This window comes from Diplocloster hominis (assembly GCF_032380655.1).
GTDB lineage: Bacteria > Bacillota > Clostridia > Lachnospirales > Lachnospiraceae > Diplocloster > Diplocloster hominis.
In genome coordinates, this window is record NZ_JAWDIY010000034.1 from 1 (window position 1) to 17487 (window position 17487).

Genomic DNA, 17487 nt, shown 5'->3' on the forward strand with positions numbered 1-17487 from the left:
CGGGCCCTGCCAATAAGAGGTTCTCCCGTCTTCGGAGTTAGCCGTTCTTAGGTCCGGCCGAAGTGATTTGGCCCCGCGAGATTTGCTGCCCGGCTCCCCAAGACACGCCGCTTCCCTTCCGCCCGGACCTCAGTATCAAAATCCCCATTTACCAAAGCTGGCCGTGAATAATAACAAGAAATTTATTATTTTTGAAAAACTGTATTGACATTGAATGAGTGAGAATATATAATGATTGATATAGAGTACACGTGTACGCAAATAAAAATCACGAAAGAACTGGAGAAGAGTAACGGTAACTGTGGGCAAATTCCATGAAAAATGGAAAGAAATCTGTCTGATTGTACAAGACAGAAAGAAAATGGAGGAAAATTATGAGAATGAAAAAATGGTGGAGTTTACTGATCGCGGCAGTGCTGGTGGGCAGTTCCCTGGCCGGCTGCGGCAGCAAGCAGGAGGAGGCACCAGCGGATGCCGGGGCGCCTGCACAGAGTGAAAGCCCTGCGAAGGATGCGGCTGGTACGGCTGCGCCGGATGCCGGGGGAGAAACCGGGGAAGCGGTTACTTTGAACTTCTGGAACGTGTTTACCGGGTCTGATGGAGATATCCTTCGGGAGATCGTGGATAAATACAATGAGACAAATACGGATAACATTACGATAAATATGGACATTATGCCCAATGATACCCTTCAGCAGAAGCTGCCGGCTTCCATCGCAACGAATACCGCGCCGGATTTTGTACTGTTTGGCGTTGAGAATATCGCTCCCTATGTGAGCAATGATTCCCTGGAAGATATCAGCGATTTCTGGGATACGGCGGGAGTGGATAAGTCCAATTTCCTGGATAATGTGGTAGACTTATCTTATGTGGACGGCAAGCTTTACGGAACGCCGATGCAGTACAATGTGCAGTACTTATACTGGAATAAGGATCTGTTCAAAGCGGCGGGACTGGACCCCGATACACCTCCGGCCACGATGGAGGAACTGGCTGATTTTGCAGTGAAACTGACGGATGCTTCGAAGAAGCAGTACGGCCTGGCACTGCCCACCAGTGTTACCTATATGCAGTTCCTGTGGGCCAACGGCGGAGACGCGGATGATACGGAAACGAATACGAACCTGCTGAACTCCGAAGAGAACTTAAAGACTCTGGAATGGCTTCAGGATCTGGCTGTAAATAAAAAAGTGACACCGGAGAATATCACCGGACCTGATGCGGATACTATGCTGCAGGCGGGACAGGTGGCTATGTACATGAGCGGTCCGTGGCAGATCAACGGTCTGAATGAGGCAGGAATTAATTTTGGTATCGCTCCCTGTGTGGCGGGCAGCGCGGGTTCCTTCTCACCGGCAGGCGGATGCAGCTTTGTGATTCCCAAGGGAACTGATGAAGTGAAGAAAGCTGCTGCTTACAAATTTATGAAATATTGGCTGACGGACGAAGTGCTCAAAGAGTGGTCCCAGAGAAATGGTTTCCCGGTATGGTCCAAGACGCTGACGGAAGATCCTGAGATCCAGAATGACGAAGTCTTGAGTTCTATTTCCAAAGCTACAGAGATCGGCCGTTCCTATAACCTGGGATATTCCCTGGCAAGCCAGATCGATAACGATGTTATGATACCGCTGTTTGAAAAAGTAATTACCGGTGCCAGCACGCCGAAGGATGCGCTGGATGAAGCGTCCAAAGCGATGGATGCCGTGTTAGGCAGTAACTAAAAAAGGCGGCTCCCGGCTGATACAGCCGGGGGCCGAAAAAAGGAGCAGATTATGAGCAAAAAGAAAAAATTCCGGCCCCATCAGCAAAGACAGGCATATCTGTTTATTCTTCCGTCGATGATCATCCTGTCGGTCTTTGTGTTCATACCGCTGGGAGCTTCCCTTGTGATCAGCCTGCTGAACATGAATATTTTTATGAAGGATATTTCTTTTGCGGGGATCCATAATTTTGTCAAATTATTTTCGGATCACAGAGTGGCAAATGCGACGTTTAACAGTTTCTATTTTACCCTTTTTGAAGTACCGCTCCAGGTGGGCCTGGCGCTTCTGCTGACCATGTATGTGGCGAAAAACAATAAATATACGAAATTACTGAGATCGACCTACTATCTGCCATTTGTCTGCTCCATGACAGCCATGGGTATCGTCTGGTCCATGATGCTGGACCCGAATATGGGTCTGGTTCCCTATTGGCTCAGTAAGATCGGGATAGATTCGATTTCCTTTTTAAAGGACCCGAACCTTGCTATGCCCACGGTCATTGCCGTGACAGCCTGGAAAGGATTTGGCTATACATTGACGCTTCTGACCGCTGCGGTCCTGAATATTTCCTCCTCCCTGTATGAGGCAGCCGATATGGATGGCGCGGGCCAATGGAAGAAATTTATACATATTACCATCCCCGGTATCTTTCCGACGATCAGCTTCTGCATCGTGACGACCACGATCAGTTCCCTGCAGGTCTTTGACCAGACCTACGTCATGACCCAGGGAGGGCCGTTAAACCGTACGGAGACGGTGGTTCAGTATATCTATGACAGAGGCTTTCAGACTGCGCCTTATGATCTGGGTTATGCTTCGGCCATATCCGTTTATTTATTTGTCATCATCGCCATTGTAACTTTTGTGCTGAAACGTTTTGTTCTGAATAAGGGGGAGGAAGCCAATGACTAAAAAAGTAAAACCGGTCAAAATCGTGGGCTTTGTCCTGACCTTTCTGATCGCCCTCAGTGTTTTGGTCCCGATCATCTGGCTGTTTGTTTCATCTTTTAAGACAGATGTGGGCGTCATCCAGTATCCGCCCAAATTTTTTCCGACGGAGTGGACACTGAAGCAGTATCAGCACGTAACGAAGAGTATTCCTATATTTAAGATGGCGAAAAATACCTTCATCTTTGCCGGCGCCGTAACGGTGATCAGTGTATTCTTCGATTCCATGGCGGGCTATGCTTTTGCGCGGATGAACTTCAAAGGATCGAAACTGATCTTTTCCATCATTTTGCTGACGATGATGGTACCCTTCCAGATTATCATGACCCCGTTATACATTGAAGTATACAAATTAAACCTGCTGGATACCTATGCCGGACTGATCCTGCCAAGAGCCACCAGCGCTTTTGGTATCTACATGATGCGTTCTTTCTTCGCCGGACTTCCAAAGTCCATCGAAGAGTCCGGGCGTATGGACGGAATGGGAGAGTTCCGCATCTATTGGTCCCTGATGCTTCCATTATGTAAACCGGCTATTGCCAGCCTTGGAATCTTTCATTTTATGAATAACTGGAACGACCTTTTATATCCTCTGATGCTGACCAGTTCCGCCGACAAGCGAACGCTGTCCGCAGGTCTGGCCGTCCTGGTGGGAAATAAAGTGATCAAATACGGACCTACTCTGGCAGCGACCATGATCTCGCTGGCACCATTGTTAATACTATACATATTCTGTCAGAAATATTTCGTGGAAGGAATCGCGACCGCTGGCATGAAGGAATAAAGGAGCATAAAAACGATGAAGAAAGCATCTATGATCATCAACAGAAATTTTACAAGAGGTCAGATTGACCCGCGGATCTACAGCTCATTTGTGGAGCACATGGGACGGGTGGTCTATTCGGGAATCTACGAGCCCGGCCATCCGGCAGCGGACGCCGACGGATTCCGGACCGACGTATTAGATAAAGTAAAGGAAATGGGAGTGACCGGGGTTCGCTATCCCGGGGGCAATTTTGTCTCCTGCTATGACTGGCGGGACGGAGTGGGCCCTGTGGACAAACGGCCCAGGCGTCTGGAAATTGCCTGGCGTTCCATCGAAACCAACCATTTTGGTATCAATGAGTTTATGAAGTGGGCCGGGAAAGCCGGAGTCGAACCGGTATTCGCGGTTAATCTGGGAACAAAGGGGATCGAAAATGCCGTATCTATGGTGGAATACTGCAACATACCCGGCGGTACTTTATACAGTGATCTTCGAAAAGAACACGGAATAGAAAACCCCTATGGAATCAAAACCTGGTGTCTGGGCAATGAGATGGACGGAGACTGGCAGGTGGGCCATAAGACAGCCGAAGAATACGGACGAATCGCACAGGAGACCGCCAAAGCCATGAAATTGGTAGACACAGATATCCAATTGGTATCCTGCGGCAGTTCCAAATCCTCCATGGCCACCTATCCCGAGTGGGAAGCCCAGACCCTGGAATATACCTACCCCTACGTAGACTACATATCCCTGCATCAATACTACGACGGCCAGGACCGGGGCACCCCCTACTTCCTCGCCCAGTCCCTGGATATGGAGAACTACATCCGCACCGTAATCGGAACCTGCGACTACGTAAAAGCCAAAAAGCGTTCCAACAAAGAGCTCTTCATCAGCTTCGACGAATGGGGTGTCTGGTCTATGGCAGACAAAGAAGTGGCCGCTCAGGTCGACGAAAAGCCCTGGCAGATCGCACCCAGGATCAGCGAACAGATCTACAGCCTGGAGGACAGCCTGCTCTTCGCCAGCATGATGATGAATTTCCTCAAATACTCCGACCGCATCAAGATCGCATGCCAATCCCTGCTGACCAACATCAGCGCCGCGATCATGACCAAGCAGGGCGGCGAAGTATGGGTACAGCCCATCTTCTACCCGTTTTCCTACATGTCCCGCTACGGAAGAGGCCAAACCCTTCAATCCGTCCTGGACTGTCCCACCTACGACGCGCAGGAGTTCAGACAGGTCCCCTTCATAGACAGTGTAGCGGTGTACGATCGGGACCAGAGTGAAATAGCCGTCTTCCTGGTAAACAGAAGCGAAGACGAGACCATCCCCTTTGACATCCAGCTGGAAGACTTCGGTGCAGGCACACCGGTCCAGCATATAGAACTGACCTCCCAGGACAAAAAAGCCACAAACCAATACCGGCACGACACCGTAGTTCCACGAGAACGAAAGGATCTGACATCCGATCCCACGAATCATACGGTAACGTGCAAATTAACCCCTCTCTCCTGGAACATGATCCGCATCGCAGTAACAGAGCCTTTGAAAACCAGGGAATGAGATTTGCCGTCCATCCCCCAGGTCCCGCCGCCTCTCTCACCTTCCGGCCCATAGCCGCCCCCAGCCCAGTATCCGATACATCTGGACAACGACCGGAAAAAAGGACTATAATAGGAAAAGATACAGTATCCGGGCTTAAGTATTCGGTCTGGAGATAGGACTGTAAAGAAAAAATGAGTAAGGGTGTGTGGAGGAGAAATGGGAATCACATCGAAAGAGCTGGCGGAACTGTGCGGGGTGTCCAGAACAACGGTGCACAGGGCTTTATATAATACCGGCAGGATTAATCCGGAGACAAAAGAGATGATTTTGAGAAAGGCCAAGGAATATGATTTTCGGCCGGATCTGCTGGCCAGAGGGCTTGTGACCGGAAAGACTTTTTATATCGGAGTCGTGATTATGGACTCGGACAACCGGTATTTTTCGCAGATGCTGAATGCGATTGTCCGGGAAGCCAGGAAAAAAGGCTATTCGGTTAATATTACCTTTCATGAGAATAATGCGGATATTGAAAAAGAGCAGATCTGCAGATTGGTTGATTACCGGGTGGATGGTATTATCTTGTCTTCCATACGCAAAGGGACCGAATACCGGAAATTTTTGAAGGGCCTGAATACGCCGGTGGTTACCATCGATAATAAGGTGGCGAAAGATCTGCCTTTTGTGGGGATCAATGGGAAAAAAGCGACTTATGAGGCTGCGGAGCAGATCATAGGAAAAGGATATGAGAAAGTGGTGCTGGTATGTCCGCCGCTTGCGGATGCCGCCAGGGAAAATGTGTATGTTCATGAGGAAAGAGCGGCGGGCTTCAGTAAGGCAATGAGAAAACACCCGGATGTAAAAAGTGTGATCATTGATGACTGGGACTATGCAAAAAAGGCGTTTCAGGAGCTCGTGGATTCTGATGTAAGAACTGCGTTTTTCTGCACTGCAGATATCTTTGCCCTGGAGATCATGCAGTATTTCCGGGAGCAAGGGAAAAAGGTGCAGAGGGATTATGGAATTATGGGCTTTGACAATATTGATATTTTGAGGTATATTTCTCCGAAGCTTTGTACGATCTATAATTCCGTGGAAGAAGTGGCCAGGAATGCGGTGGATCTTTTGTTTGCGCTGATGGATGAGGAAGAGGCGCCTGTGGAGAAAATTGTGGATTATATCCCTGTGGATGGGGAGACATTATAGCAGATAGCAATTTATGCAAAGAGTTGGTGCGTTCGGAGTGAGAGCGCATTGACTCTTTTTTTAAAATGGAAGAAAAAGGAAAGCGTTCGAACACTTCTACATTTTTCGACACGTATCTGAAATAAGATGGTTCTTAGAACTCCGGATGTTGTGAGAAATGTGAGTCTGGCTTATGTATTATTGTTAAATATGCCAATGCCAAAAACACGGCAATCAGATTGACAGAAAGTTACGAAAAGACTATAATATAGCTAGTGGACACGTGTACGCATAACAATTCAGGAGGGGTAATATGAACAAAAGATTAAAAAAGATTCTGGCGTTATTATTGACGGCAGCTATGGTCTTTGGCTGCTCTGTCACGGCATTTGCTCAAATGACGGGCAATGGAACAGCGGCAATGAGTATCTCTTTTCAGACAGCTTTTGAAGAACAGGCGATTACCTATACCAGAATTTTGTGTCTGAAGAACAGCGGTAATGCGAATGGAACACTGCTGATGACCTGTGACCAGCATTCCTGGGTAGACGGCGAACAGGTATGGCCGATTTACCGGAGTACGGATAATGGAAATACCTGGTCTCATGTCTCGGATGTGAAGGATACGGTATTCGGTACGAACCGAAAGGCGCAGCCCATGCTGTTCGAGCTTCCGCAGGCAGTCGGGAATCTGCCGAAGGGAACGGTACTGCTGGCAGGCAACCTGGTTCCGGACGACCAGTCTTCCTCCAGAATCGTAATCTATAAGAGTGCGAATCAGGGAAGCTCCTGGGAATATGTAAGCACCGTGGATACCGGAGGCCCCTTTGAGTATGATCCGTCTCCGACATCGACCACGACCACCGTATGGGAACCGTTTCTGTATATGGATGCTTACGGACATCTGGTCTGCGCGTATTCGGATGAACGGCAGAAGGCCAATGGGGTTTTGCAGGCCCTGAGCCTGCGGTATACGTCTGACGGTACTAACTGGAGCGAACTGCAGAATATCGTGGCTGTCGGTAACCAGAACGACCGTCCCGGTATGATTACCGTAGATCAGATGCCGAACGGTAAATTCATCGCCACCTACGAGGTGGTAAATAAACCAAGCCTGAGCCAGAACAGTTCCATAGTATACTATAAGACTTCCGACGACGGACTGTCCTGGAACCCGTCGGACGTGGGGACTTTACTGGAGACAGAGGATGGATTGTGCCTGGGCTCCTCCCCCTATGTTAAATGGGTAAATGCGGGCGGGCCGAACGGAATGGTCATCGTCGGCTCCAAATGGGCAATCAATAAGAACGGCGATATCCAGGAGGGCGGTCAGAATTTCTTTGTCAACTATAATCTGGGAGAAGGACCGTGGGAACGCTATCCGCAGCCACTGACCTGGGATGCGGAAGGGATCAAATATCTGGATGCGTTCAGTCAGTGTATTGAGACAAATGTGGATGACACGGTACTATATGAATCAGCCAATATACTAAGCCCTGACGGATCGGGAATCGATGTCCGATTCGGGACGCTGCCGCTGACCTATGCGCTGTATGAAGCGGAAAATGCCGGTCTGACCAATGTACAGAGCATAGAGTGTTATGATTCCTCCGGCGGATATGAAGTGGGATATATCAACTATTCCGACAGCAAGGTGCTGTTTGACAAAGTGGTGGTTCCGGAAAGCGGAACGTATACCGTCTATGTGCGCTATAATAACGGGACAGGAAGCAACAGCAGCCATAAAGTATCTGTGAACGGCGGCAGCAGTTCGACGGTGACCTATCCGGCGACTGCGGACTGGAACCGGTATCAGTGGGCTTCCTTCGATTGTCCTTTAAAAGCGGGCAATAACACCATTCAATTCAGCTTCAACGGAACTTACGCGGAACTGGACTGTATCATGGTAGGAAAAGCAGGGACGGATCTGAACCGTGATTTTATGATCAAAAACAAAAACAGCGGGTTATATCTGGAGACTCCCAGCATGGGGACCGCTGACAATGCGGTGTTAGGACAGTATTCCAAGACCGTGTATCCCTGCCAGCTCTGGGAAATCAAAGCTTCCGGCAGCGGCAGTACCCTGATGAACCGCAACAGCGGCAAATACTGCCAGATTCAGAATGCTTCCACGGCAGACGGGGCGAAGGCGGTACAGTACACCTACAGCGGTGCCCCGACACAGATCTGGTCCTTTGAGAATGTGTCCGGCGGTTATTTCTTCCTTAAGAATCAGAACAGCCAGAAGCTGTTGGAAATAGCCGGAAATTCCACGGAGCTGGGGGCTGAAGCCGGCCAGTGGGGAGATACCGGTTATGACTGCCAGAAATGGACGCTGGTGAAAGAAAGCATGCGTTAGAGAGTGAGGATCAGGGGAGGTACAGATAGAAGGAAACAGCAAACCGAAGAGAGGAAAACGATGTCGCTATGAATCAAACGGATACAGCAAAAACATGGGCCATACAGCCCTGGATCATGCAGCGGGCAGACCCGTATGTCTACCGGCATACAGATGGATATTATTATTTTACCGCATCGGTGCCGGAGTATGACAGGATTATCCTCAGGCGCGGAAAAAGCCTGCAGGAGCTGGCGGATACGGAAGAAGCGGTGCTGTGGCATAGACATGAGAGCGGAATTATGAGCTGCCATATCTGGGCCCCGGAACTGCATTATCTGGACAATGCCTGGTATATTTACTTTGCGGCCGGCGCCGCCGGGGATATCTGGGCCATACGTCCTTATGTAATCAGATGCACCGGGGAGGACCCGATTGCCGGACCCTGGGAGGAACTGGGACAGGTACAGCCGTATGATGACTATACCTTTCAGGATTTTTCTCTGGATATGACGGTCTTTACTCATCGGGAAAAGTTATATGCGGTCTGGGCGGAAAAAGTGAGTGTCGGCAAAAAGATTTCGAATCTGTATATAGCGGAAATGGAGAATCCCTGGAAACTGGGTACTCAGCAGGTCCTTTTAAGTTCCCCCGATTACGGCTGGGAGAGAGAGGATTTTTGGGTCAATGAAGGGCCTGCTGTGATCCGGCATGGCAAAAAGCTGTTCCTGACCTACTCGGCAAGCGCTACCGGCGCCTGCTACTGCATGGGGCTGTTGAGTATTGAGGAGGACCGGGACCTTCTGGACCCGGAAAACTGGGAAAAATCCAGGTCTCCGGTCTTAATGACGCAGGAGGAGCTGGGGATCTATGGGCCGGGACATAACAGCTTTACCGTGGACGAAACGGGAGAAAATGATATCTGCGTATATCATGCAAGACCTTACAGGGATATTGTGGGAGATCCGCTGTACGATCCTAACCGGCATGCCTACTTAATGAATATGAAGTGGGATGAGCGGGGCTATCCTGTGTTTTCCCCTGCCCCGTAACAGCCGGATAAAACTGGGTGTCACTTAAATCTGCAATAGCACCTTCGATTTCCATCTAAAGGATGGCAAGCGAAGGTGCTATTTATTTCAGGACAAAGGGATCTTATCTGCCGGTTCTCAAGCTTTGTAGTTTTGCTTCTGTGTTTGAAATTTTCTCCGTTGCCTAATCGTAAAGGATAGTGTATGATAGGTAAGGTGAATTTTTTTATCTAATTGTATTTTTTATAATAATGTAGGAGTTCAAAAAGAATGGAGATATTAAAACGTTTCTGGCACTGGCTGGAACATTTGATGCGCATTATAATTACCTGGTTTCTGGGACTGTTTCATAAGGAGATTTCGGACGAGCAGTGGAACTCATTTATGCAGTTTGTAAAATTCTCGGTTGTGGGACTGAGCAACACGGTCGTCTCCTATGTCATATTTTTAATCGGAGTTTCCCTGGGATTCCATTATCAGATCAGCAATCTGATCGGTTACATGCTGGGAATCCTGAATTCTTTCTTCTGGAATAACCGGCTGGTGTTTGAGAAGAAAGAGGAAGAAGAGCGGAATATGTGGCAGGCGCTGGTGAAGGTGTATGCCTCCTACGCATTTTCCTATGTGGTATCCGCGGTACTCTTATTCCTCTGGGTGGATCTGCTGCATGTGCCGGAATTCCTGGGACCGATCATCACCGTGGTGGTCACCACGCCGATTAACTTTATTCTGAATAAATTCTGGGCTTTCAAAGGAAAGAAAAGCACAGCGAAAGAGAAAGAAGAGTCAGAACGGATATAGGATTAGATACAGAGCAATGAGATACAGGTAAATGGGTAAAGAAAGAACGGTGATGCAGGTGGGTATGATTCGGACTGCAAAATTAGTATATGATTATATTAAACGGGACGAAGAGGGAAACGTCGAAGAAGTGGACCGGGCAGTTGACCACGTGGATCTGGATGTGGAAAAAGGGGATTTTGTAGCGATTCTGGGCCATAACGGTTCCGGAAAATCCACGCTGGCCAAGCATATCAACGCGATCCTGGTGCCCTCAGAAGGCACTGTCTGGATCGGGGATATGGATACCAGGGACGAACGGCATCTGTGGGATATCCGTCAGTCAGCCGGTATGGTGTTCCAGAATCCGGATAATCAGATCATTGGAACCATTGTGGAGGAGGATGTGGGATTCGGCCCGGAGAATATGGGCGTACCCACAAAGGAAATCTGGGAACGGGTAGACGAAAGTCTGAAGGCAGTAGGTATGACTGCCTACCGTCATCACTCGCCCAATAAACTGTCCGGCGGCCAGAAACAGCGGGTGGCCATCGCCGGAGTAGTGGCCATGCATCCCCAGTGTATTATTCTGGATGAGCCGACAGCCATGCTGGACCCCAATGGACGCAAAGAAGTGATCCGAACCATCCGTGCGTTAAATCAGGTGGAGGATGTGACGGTACTTCTGATTACCCACTATATGGAAGAAGTGGTATACGCCGATAAAGTGGTGGTGATGGACGAGGGAAAGATCGTCATGCGAGGAACACCCAGGGAAATATTCAGCAGGGTGGACGAATTGAAACAGTACCGGCTGGATGTGCCGCAGGTGACTTTGCTGGCACATGAGCTGAAAAAAGAAGGGATTCCGCTGCCAGATGGAATTCTCTCAATCGATGAGTTGGTGAATGCATTATGTCAGAATTAAAAGTGATACCGGTCTTAAAAGCAGAACATGTCAATTATATATATGCAGCGGAGACCGCCTACGAGATCCAGGCGCTCAAAGATATCAGCCTGGAGATCCCCAAAGGGCAGTTTGTCGGCCTGATCGGTCATACCGGTTCGGGAAAATCCACGCTGATCCAGCATCTGAACGGATTGATCCGGGCTACCAGCGGCCATATCTATTTCCAGGGGCAGGACATCTACGGGGCACACTATAATATGAAGGATCTGCGCAGCCGGGTCGGGCTGGTATTTCAGTATCCGGAACACCAGCTGTTCGAGATCGACGTGCTGAGCGATGTCTGCTATGGGCCAAAAAACCAGGGTTTCACCCGTGAGGAGGCCGAGGAACGCGCGAAGGAAGCGCTGCGGCTGGTAGGGGTATCGGAGGAATTCTACGGGCACTCCCCGTTTGAACTCTCCGGCGGACAGAAGCGCCGGGTGGCGATCGCCGGCGTGCTGGCTATGAAGCCGGAGGTTCTGATCCTGGATGAACCTACCGCCGGGCTGGACCCGAAGGGGCGGGATGATATCCTTGACCAGATCGCGAAGCTGCATCAGGAGAGCGGATTGACCGTCATTTTAGTCTCACACAGTATGGAAGACATTGCCAAATATGTGGACAGGATCATAGTGATGAATCAGGGAGCGGTCATGTTTGACGCGGTACCAAAAGAAGTATTCCGGCATTACAAAGAACTGGAGCAAGTCGGTCTGGCAGCGCCTCAGGTCACCTACATCATGCACCGGCTGCAGGAGCGGGGATTGGATGTGGATACCGATGCCACCACAGTGGAGGAGGCGAGGGAACAGATCGTAAAGGCATGGAAGAAAAAGCACGACAGCGCAGGGAATAGGTGTGAGAATGTATGATTAGGGATATAACGATAGGACAATATTATCCGGTGGATTCCCCGATTCACCGGCTGGACCCCAGGACAAAGCTGATCGGTACGCTGACCTTTATCATTTCTTTGTTCCTGTTTAAAAGTATCGCCGGATACCTGGTGGCCACGGCATTTCTTGTCACGGTCATCAGGCTATCCAAGGTCCCGTTTAAATTTATGGTACGGGGATTAAAGGCTATCCTGCTGATCCTGATCATTGCCATGCTGTTCAATGTGCTGCTGATCCGGGACGGCAACGTCCTTTTTGATAAATGGTTTATCCGAATCACGGACCAGGGACTGTACACCGCCGCTTTTATGGCGGTGCGGCTTGCGTATCTGGTCATCGGGTCCTCGGTCATGACATTGACCACAACGCCCAACGACCTGACGGACGGATTAGAGAGCGTACTGGGCCCTTTGAAAAAAATCCATATACCCGTGCATGAAATCGCCATGATGATGTCCATCGCCCTTCGGTTTATTCCAATTCTTCTGGAAGAAACCGATAAAATTATGAAAGCGCAGATTGCCCGGGGAGCGGATTTTGAAAATGGGAATCTGATTCAAAAAGCAAAGAACATGGTGCCGCTTCTCGTTCCGCTGTTTATCTCCGCGTTCCGCCGGGCGGACGATCTGGCGATGGCCATGGAAGCCAGATGCTATCACGGCGGAGAAGGCAGAACGAAAATGAAACCGCTGCATTATGGTAAAAATGATGCGGCCGCATTTGTGTTCTTGTTGATATACCTGGCAGCGATCCTGGTGGCCAAGCAATTCTGGATCATTTTGTAGATATCCATTATATAACTGTATATACGGGACAGGATAGTTCACTAAAACAGCATGGCTATCCAATTCTAATGGAAAACCGAAGCGAGGAATACCCATTTTTCAGGTGAGTATATATGAAAAGAATTAAACTAATCGTCGCTTATGACGGGACGAACTATAGTGGATTTCAAATCCAGAACAACGCGCCCACGATAGAGGGGGAGCTTAAAAGGTTCCTGACAACACTTCTGCAGGAAGAAGTAGAACTAATTGGCGCCAGCCGCACCGATTCAGGGGTCCATGCGCTGGGAAATGTAGCGGTCTTTGACACTGCCACCAGGATACCGGCGGAAAAGATCTCCTATGCCTTAAACGTCCGTCTCCCGGAGGATATAAGGATACAGGACTCCTGTGAGGTACCGCCTGACTGGCATCCCCGATATCAGAGCTCGATAAAAACATACGAATACCGGATCTACAACCGGCCGTTTCCCAACCCGGTCGTCAGGCTCTACAGCCATCATGTCTATTGGCCTCTGGATACGGCCAAAATGGCGGAGGCGGCAAAGTACCTGACAGGAGAACATGATTTCGCCAGCTTCTGCAGTGCCGGCGCCCAGGTCCAGACCACGGTGCGCACGATCTTTGAGGCTGGGGTACAGGCAGAAGAAACAGGAATGATTACGATTCGCCTGAAAGGAAACGGATTTCTCTATAATATGGTCCGCATTATTGCAGGAACGCTCATGGAAGCCGGTAGAGGAAGTCTGTCGCCGGAGCAGATCCGGGATATATTGGCGTCCTGTGACAGATCTAAGGCAGGGCCCACCGCCCCGGCCAAAGGACTGACCCTTATGGGCATCCAATATATGTAAAACGCGGGGAGGGGTTTTATGAATCTGAAAAAAATATTCGGTGCCGTGGATATGACGGAGGGTATCCCATGGCATAAAATCTTATTTTTCACGGTTCCCATGCTGATCGGAAATATAGCCCAGCAGCTATATAACACGGTAGACAGTGTGGTCGTCGGTAATTATGTAGGGGATAACGCCCTGGCTGCCGTAGGCAGTGCAGGGCCCATTTTAAACCTGTTAATCGTGCTTTTTATCGGAATCAGCGTGGGAGCCGGAATTATGGTATCCCAATATTTCGGTGCGAAAAAGAGAGAAGAACTATCCAGTACCATCGGAAACTGTCTCGTGCTGACTGCCCTGGCGTCCGTCTTTGTTATGATCGTTGCCACGCTGGCCGCCAGGCCCTTGCTGCAGCTGTTAAATACTCCCGACAGTATCATTGACTGGTGTACCTCCTATTTAAGAATCCTCTTTCTGGGAGTTGCCGGACTGGCCTTTTACAATATATTAAGCGGTATCCTCCGGGGGCTCGGAGATTCTGTCTCTGCCCTTTTGTACCTGGTCATATCCTGTATCCTGAATATTATCCTGGATCTGGTATTCGTGATCTATTTCCATATGGGGGTTTCCGGAGTAGCGCTGGCTACCATCATCGCCCAGGCGGTATCCGCTGTCCTGTGTTACATTAAGCTGTCCCGCATGACCGAGGTCTTCGACCTGAAAGCAAGGTATATGAAGCTTCACAAAAAGCATTCCACGGCCATCATCAGACTGGGGCTGCCTTCCGGAATCACCCAGGCGATCATGTCCATGGCTATGATCGTAGTCCAGTCCCTGACCAACAGCTACGGGGAAATGTTCATCGCAGCCAACGTTATGGTCATGCGGGTGGACGGATTCGCAATGCTGCCCAATTTTTCCTTCGGAACAGCCATGACTACCTACACAGGACAAAACGTCGGTGCTCAGCGCTATGACAATGTACATACCGGAGCAAAGCAGGGCACCGTAATGGCCGTCCTTACCTCCGCAGCCATAACCCTCCTGATTCTCCTGTTCGGCCGCCATCTGATGGGGATCTTCACCAACACCCCTGATCTGGTGACCTTAAGTATGCGCATGATGCAGATCCTTGCAGTGGGTTACATCGCCATGGCAGTCACGCAGAGCCTGTCCGGTGTCATGAGAGGGGCCGGCGATACCATGACGCCCATGTGGATCTCCATCGTCACCACCATCATAATCCGGGTTCCTATCGCCTACGGAATTGCTTTTCTCACCAGGAGTCCTGAGTTCCCTGGCGGCAGGCAGGAATGTGTATACATTTCCCTGCTGATCTCCTGGCTGCTGGGCGCTGTCATCACCTGGTTTTTCTACTGCCGGGGGAAATGGCGGGAGAAAGCGATCTGAGCCATTTGCATTTGCAGCATTTTTATAATTATTTAGAAGTTTTAGAAGTATTTAGAAGTAAATTAAAAAAATCGGAAAATTTACTTGACACACACGGATCAGTATAATATAATATCTCAATGTGACGAAGTGCGTAAATGTCTGAATCCAAGCCCCGGTAACAGGCATTTTCCATATGAAGGAAACTGAGATTTAAGGAGGAAAACCAATGAAGAGTTACATGGCTAGTCCGGCAACAGTGGAAAGAAAATGGTATGTAGTTGACGCTACTGGACATACATTAGGCCGTTTGGCATCAGAAGTAGCAAAAGTTTTAAGAGGTAAGAACAAACCGATCTTCACTCCTCACGTGGATACCGGTGATTACGTAATCGTAGTCAATGCCGACAAGATCAAAGTTACCGGCAAGAAAATGGATCAGAAAATTTATTACCATCATTCCGATTATGTGGGCGGTATGAGAGAAACCACCTTAAAAGAGATGATGGACAAAAAACCGGAAAAAGTTCTGGAATTAGCTGTAAAAGGCATGCTTCCGAAAGGACCTTTGGGAAGACAAATGTATAAGAAACTTCATGTATACGCAGGCGCAGAGCACGGACATGAGGCTCAGAAGCCCGAAGTATTAACATTTTAAGAAAGGTACGATAAGGAGGTAAATTACAGTGGCGAAAGCAAGATATTATGGAACCGGAAGAAGAAAAAAATCGATTGCCAGAGTATATTTGGTACCTGGAACCGGTAATATTACAATAAATAAAAGAAGCATCGACGAGTATCTGGGAATGGAAACCTTAAAGGTTATCGTTCGTCAGCCTCTGACCGCGACCGAGACAGCAGACAAGTTTGACGTGCTGGTAAATGTACGCGGAGGCGGCTTCACAGGACAGGCGGGTGCGATCCGTCATGGTATCGCAAGAGCTCTGCTTCAGGCAGATCCGGAATATCGTCCGATCCTGAAAAAGGCCGGATACCTGACCAGAGATCCGAGAATGAAAGAGCGTAAGAAATATGGTCTCAAAGCAGCCCGTAGAGCTCCTCAGTTCTCAAAACGATAGGAAATTGCATATCTTATTGTATGGTAAACCCACAAACATCGTGTTTGTGGGTTTTTTTTAGGTGATAACTGTGGTAAACTTATATTAATAAATGATGCTGGGAGGGATGGCATTGTACCAAATAGGCAATTTTAAAGAAATAAATAGACTTGAAAAAATAGCAATTACAAAACATGCCAAGGAAAGACTGGAAGAACGTGGAATAAAAGTCGATGATGATACTCATTGTATTGATACAGGAGAGATAATCAAACAGTATGAGGATGATAAACCATTGCCAAGCTGTTTATTATTAGGGGAAACGGCTGATAATAAATACATGCATATAGTGCTTAGCAGAGACGAAGACTTTATATATCTGATAACAGCCTATTATCCCGACCCTGCACAATGGGAATCAGATTTAAAGACTAGAAAGGAGCGATAAATATGTTATGTATGGAATGTGGCGCTAAGGCAGAAAAAGGATTCACAACAGATGTGACAGATTTGGGAAACTGTCTGGTGATTGTCAGAAATGTTCCCTGCTATAAATGCACAGAGTGCAATGAGGTGATTTACACGGCAGATGTAGTGAAGCAGTTGGAAAATATTGTGGAGCAGGCAAAGAAAGTAATGCAGGAAATTTCTATTATTGATTATAGTAAAGTGGCATGATTTATATTTAAAGTAATAGTATGCACATATATGAGAGCATATGGGTAACTAACACGTAAGTGACAAATGGCTCAAAAATCCTTTAAAATGGGTGTTCGGAGTTATTCAAGAGATAGGAAATTGCATATTATTTATGTATGGAAAACCCGCAAACATCAAGTTTGTGGGTTTTTTTAAGGTGATAACTGTGGTAAACTTATATTATCAAGTAAATATAGTCAACTATATATGCGATAGAATGAAATGAGGAGGTAAATATAATGCCAGAGATATCGTTGTTTTATGGAATCAGAGTTACAATGTATTATGATGACCATAATCCTCCACATTTCCATGCGGAATATAATGGAAATAAGGCGATTATCGAAATTGATGCAGCAAGGTGTATAAAAGGTGCATTACCATCACGGCAACTCAAATTGATTTTAGCATGGTGTGTTATACATCAGGATGAACTGATGCAGAATTGGGAATTATCAAAAGATGGAAAACCAATGAACCGAATCAATCCGTTAGTTTAAAAGTGAGGTGAAC

General features: G+C 48.2%; 18 protein-coding genes. All 18 read left to right on the forward strand.

Annotated elements, in window-relative coordinates; genetic code table 11:
- Positions 1-374: 374 nt before the first annotated feature.
- The 18 genes from ABC831_RS21640 (at position 375) to ABC831_RS21725 (ending at position 17474) form a co-directional block, all read left to right on the forward strand.
- On the forward strand, positions 375-1721 hold the full coding sequence (locus ABC831_RS21640) for an ABC transporter substrate-binding protein (RefSeq protein WP_343250153.1): 1347 nt from the start codon (positions 375-377) through the stop codon (positions 1719-1721).
- Positions 1722-1772: 51 nt separating this feature from the next.
- Positions 1773-2675 (forward strand): carbohydrate ABC transporter permease, encoded by a 903-nt coding sequence (locus ABC831_RS21645; RefSeq protein WP_158345559.1) that lies wholly within the window; start codon positions 1773-1775, stop codon positions 2673-2675.
- Positions 2668-3495, forward strand: a complete 828-nt coding sequence (locus ABC831_RS21650) for a carbohydrate ABC transporter permease (protein WP_343250154.1) — start codon at positions 2668-2670, stop codon at positions 3493-3495. Before ABC831_RS21645 ends, ABC831_RS21650 begins: the two co-directional genes overlap by 8 nt.
- 15 nt (positions 3496-3510) lie before the next feature.
- Positions 3511-5049, forward strand: a complete 1539-nt coding sequence (gene arfA / locus ABC831_RS21655; protein ID WP_343250155.1) for an arabinosylfuranosidase ArfA — start codon at positions 3511-3513, stop codon at positions 5047-5049.
- A 198-nt stretch (positions 5050-5247) separates the two neighbouring features.
- Positions 5248-6234: a LacI family DNA-binding transcriptional regulator gene (locus ABC831_RS21660; protein WP_343250156.1), complete on the forward strand. Its 987-nt coding sequence runs from the start codon at positions 5248-5250 to the stop codon at positions 6232-6234.
- Positions 6235-6526: 292 nt separating this feature from the next.
- Positions 6527-8572: an RICIN domain-containing protein gene (locus ABC831_RS21665; RefSeq protein WP_343250157.1), complete on the forward strand. Its 2046-nt coding sequence runs from the start codon at positions 6527-6529 to the stop codon at positions 8570-8572.
- Positions 8573-8640: 68 nt separating this feature from the next.
- Positions 8641-9603 carry a family 43 glycosylhydrolase gene (locus ABC831_RS21670; RefSeq protein WP_343250158.1) on the forward strand — a complete coding sequence of 321 codons (963 nt, stop codon included), beginning with the start codon at positions 8641-8643 and terminating at the stop codon, positions 9601-9603.
- A 249-nt stretch (positions 9604-9852) separates the two neighbouring features.
- The gene (locus tag ABC831_RS21675; protein WP_343250159.1) at positions 9853-10383 is read left to right on the forward strand and encodes a GtrA family protein; all 531 of its coding nucleotides are present in this window, start codon (positions 9853-9855) and stop codon (positions 10381-10383) included.
- A 31-nt stretch (positions 10384-10414) separates the two neighbouring features.
- Positions 10415-11290 (forward strand): energy-coupling factor transporter ATPase, encoded by an 876-nt coding sequence (locus ABC831_RS21680; RefSeq protein WP_425524614.1) that lies wholly within the window; start codon positions 10415-10417, stop codon positions 11288-11290.
- Positions 11278-12183 carry an energy-coupling factor transporter ATPase gene (locus tag ABC831_RS21685; protein WP_343250160.1) on the forward strand — a complete coding sequence of 302 codons (906 nt, stop codon included), beginning with the start codon at positions 11278-11280 and terminating at the stop codon, positions 12181-12183. The genes ABC831_RS21680 and ABC831_RS21685 overlap by 13 nt, the downstream gene beginning before the upstream one ends.
- The gene (locus tag ABC831_RS21690) at positions 12180-12992 is read left to right on the forward strand and encodes an energy-coupling factor transporter transmembrane component T family protein (protein WP_343250161.1); all 813 of its coding nucleotides are present in this window, start codon (positions 12180-12182) and stop codon (positions 12990-12992) included. The genes ABC831_RS21685 and ABC831_RS21690 overlap by 4 nt, the downstream gene beginning before the upstream one ends.
- Positions 12993-13105: 113 nt before the next feature.
- Positions 13106-13846 (forward strand): tRNA pseudouridine(38-40) synthase TruA, encoded by a 741-nt coding sequence (gene truA / locus ABC831_RS21695; protein ID WP_343250162.1) that lies wholly within the window; start codon positions 13106-13108, stop codon positions 13844-13846.
- Between the two features lie 18 nt (positions 13847-13864).
- Positions 13865-15238, forward strand: coding sequence for an MATE family efflux transporter (locus ABC831_RS21700; RefSeq protein ID WP_343250163.1), 1374 nt, complete (start codon positions 13865-13867; stop codon positions 15236-15238).
- A gap of 208 nt (positions 15239-15446) precedes the next feature.
- Positions 15447-15875 carry a 50S ribosomal protein L13 gene (rplM, locus tag ABC831_RS21705; RefSeq protein WP_343250164.1) on the forward strand — a complete coding sequence of 143 codons (429 nt, stop codon included), beginning with the start codon at positions 15447-15449 and terminating at the stop codon, positions 15873-15875.
- Between the two features lie 28 nt (positions 15876-15903).
- The gene (rpsI, locus tag ABC831_RS21710) at positions 15904-16296 is read left to right on the forward strand and encodes a 30S ribosomal protein S9 (protein WP_158345587.1); all 393 of its coding nucleotides are present in this window, start codon (positions 15904-15906) and stop codon (positions 16294-16296) included.
- A 106-nt stretch (positions 16297-16402) separates the two neighbouring features.
- Positions 16403-16723 (forward strand): DUF4258 domain-containing protein, encoded by a 321-nt coding sequence (locus tag ABC831_RS21715; RefSeq protein WP_343250165.1) that lies wholly within the window; start codon positions 16403-16405, stop codon positions 16721-16723.
- A gap of 2 nt (positions 16724-16725) precedes the next feature.
- Positions 16726-16953, forward strand: a complete 228-nt coding sequence (locus ABC831_RS21720; RefSeq protein ID WP_343250166.1) for a type II toxin-antitoxin system MqsA family antitoxin — start codon at positions 16726-16728, stop codon at positions 16951-16953.
- Between the two features lie 260 nt (positions 16954-17213).
- On the forward strand, positions 17214-17474 hold the full coding sequence (locus ABC831_RS21725; protein WP_343250167.1) for a DUF4160 domain-containing protein: 261 nt from the start codon (positions 17214-17216) through the stop codon (positions 17472-17474).
- Positions 17475-17487: the final 13 nt, after the last annotated feature.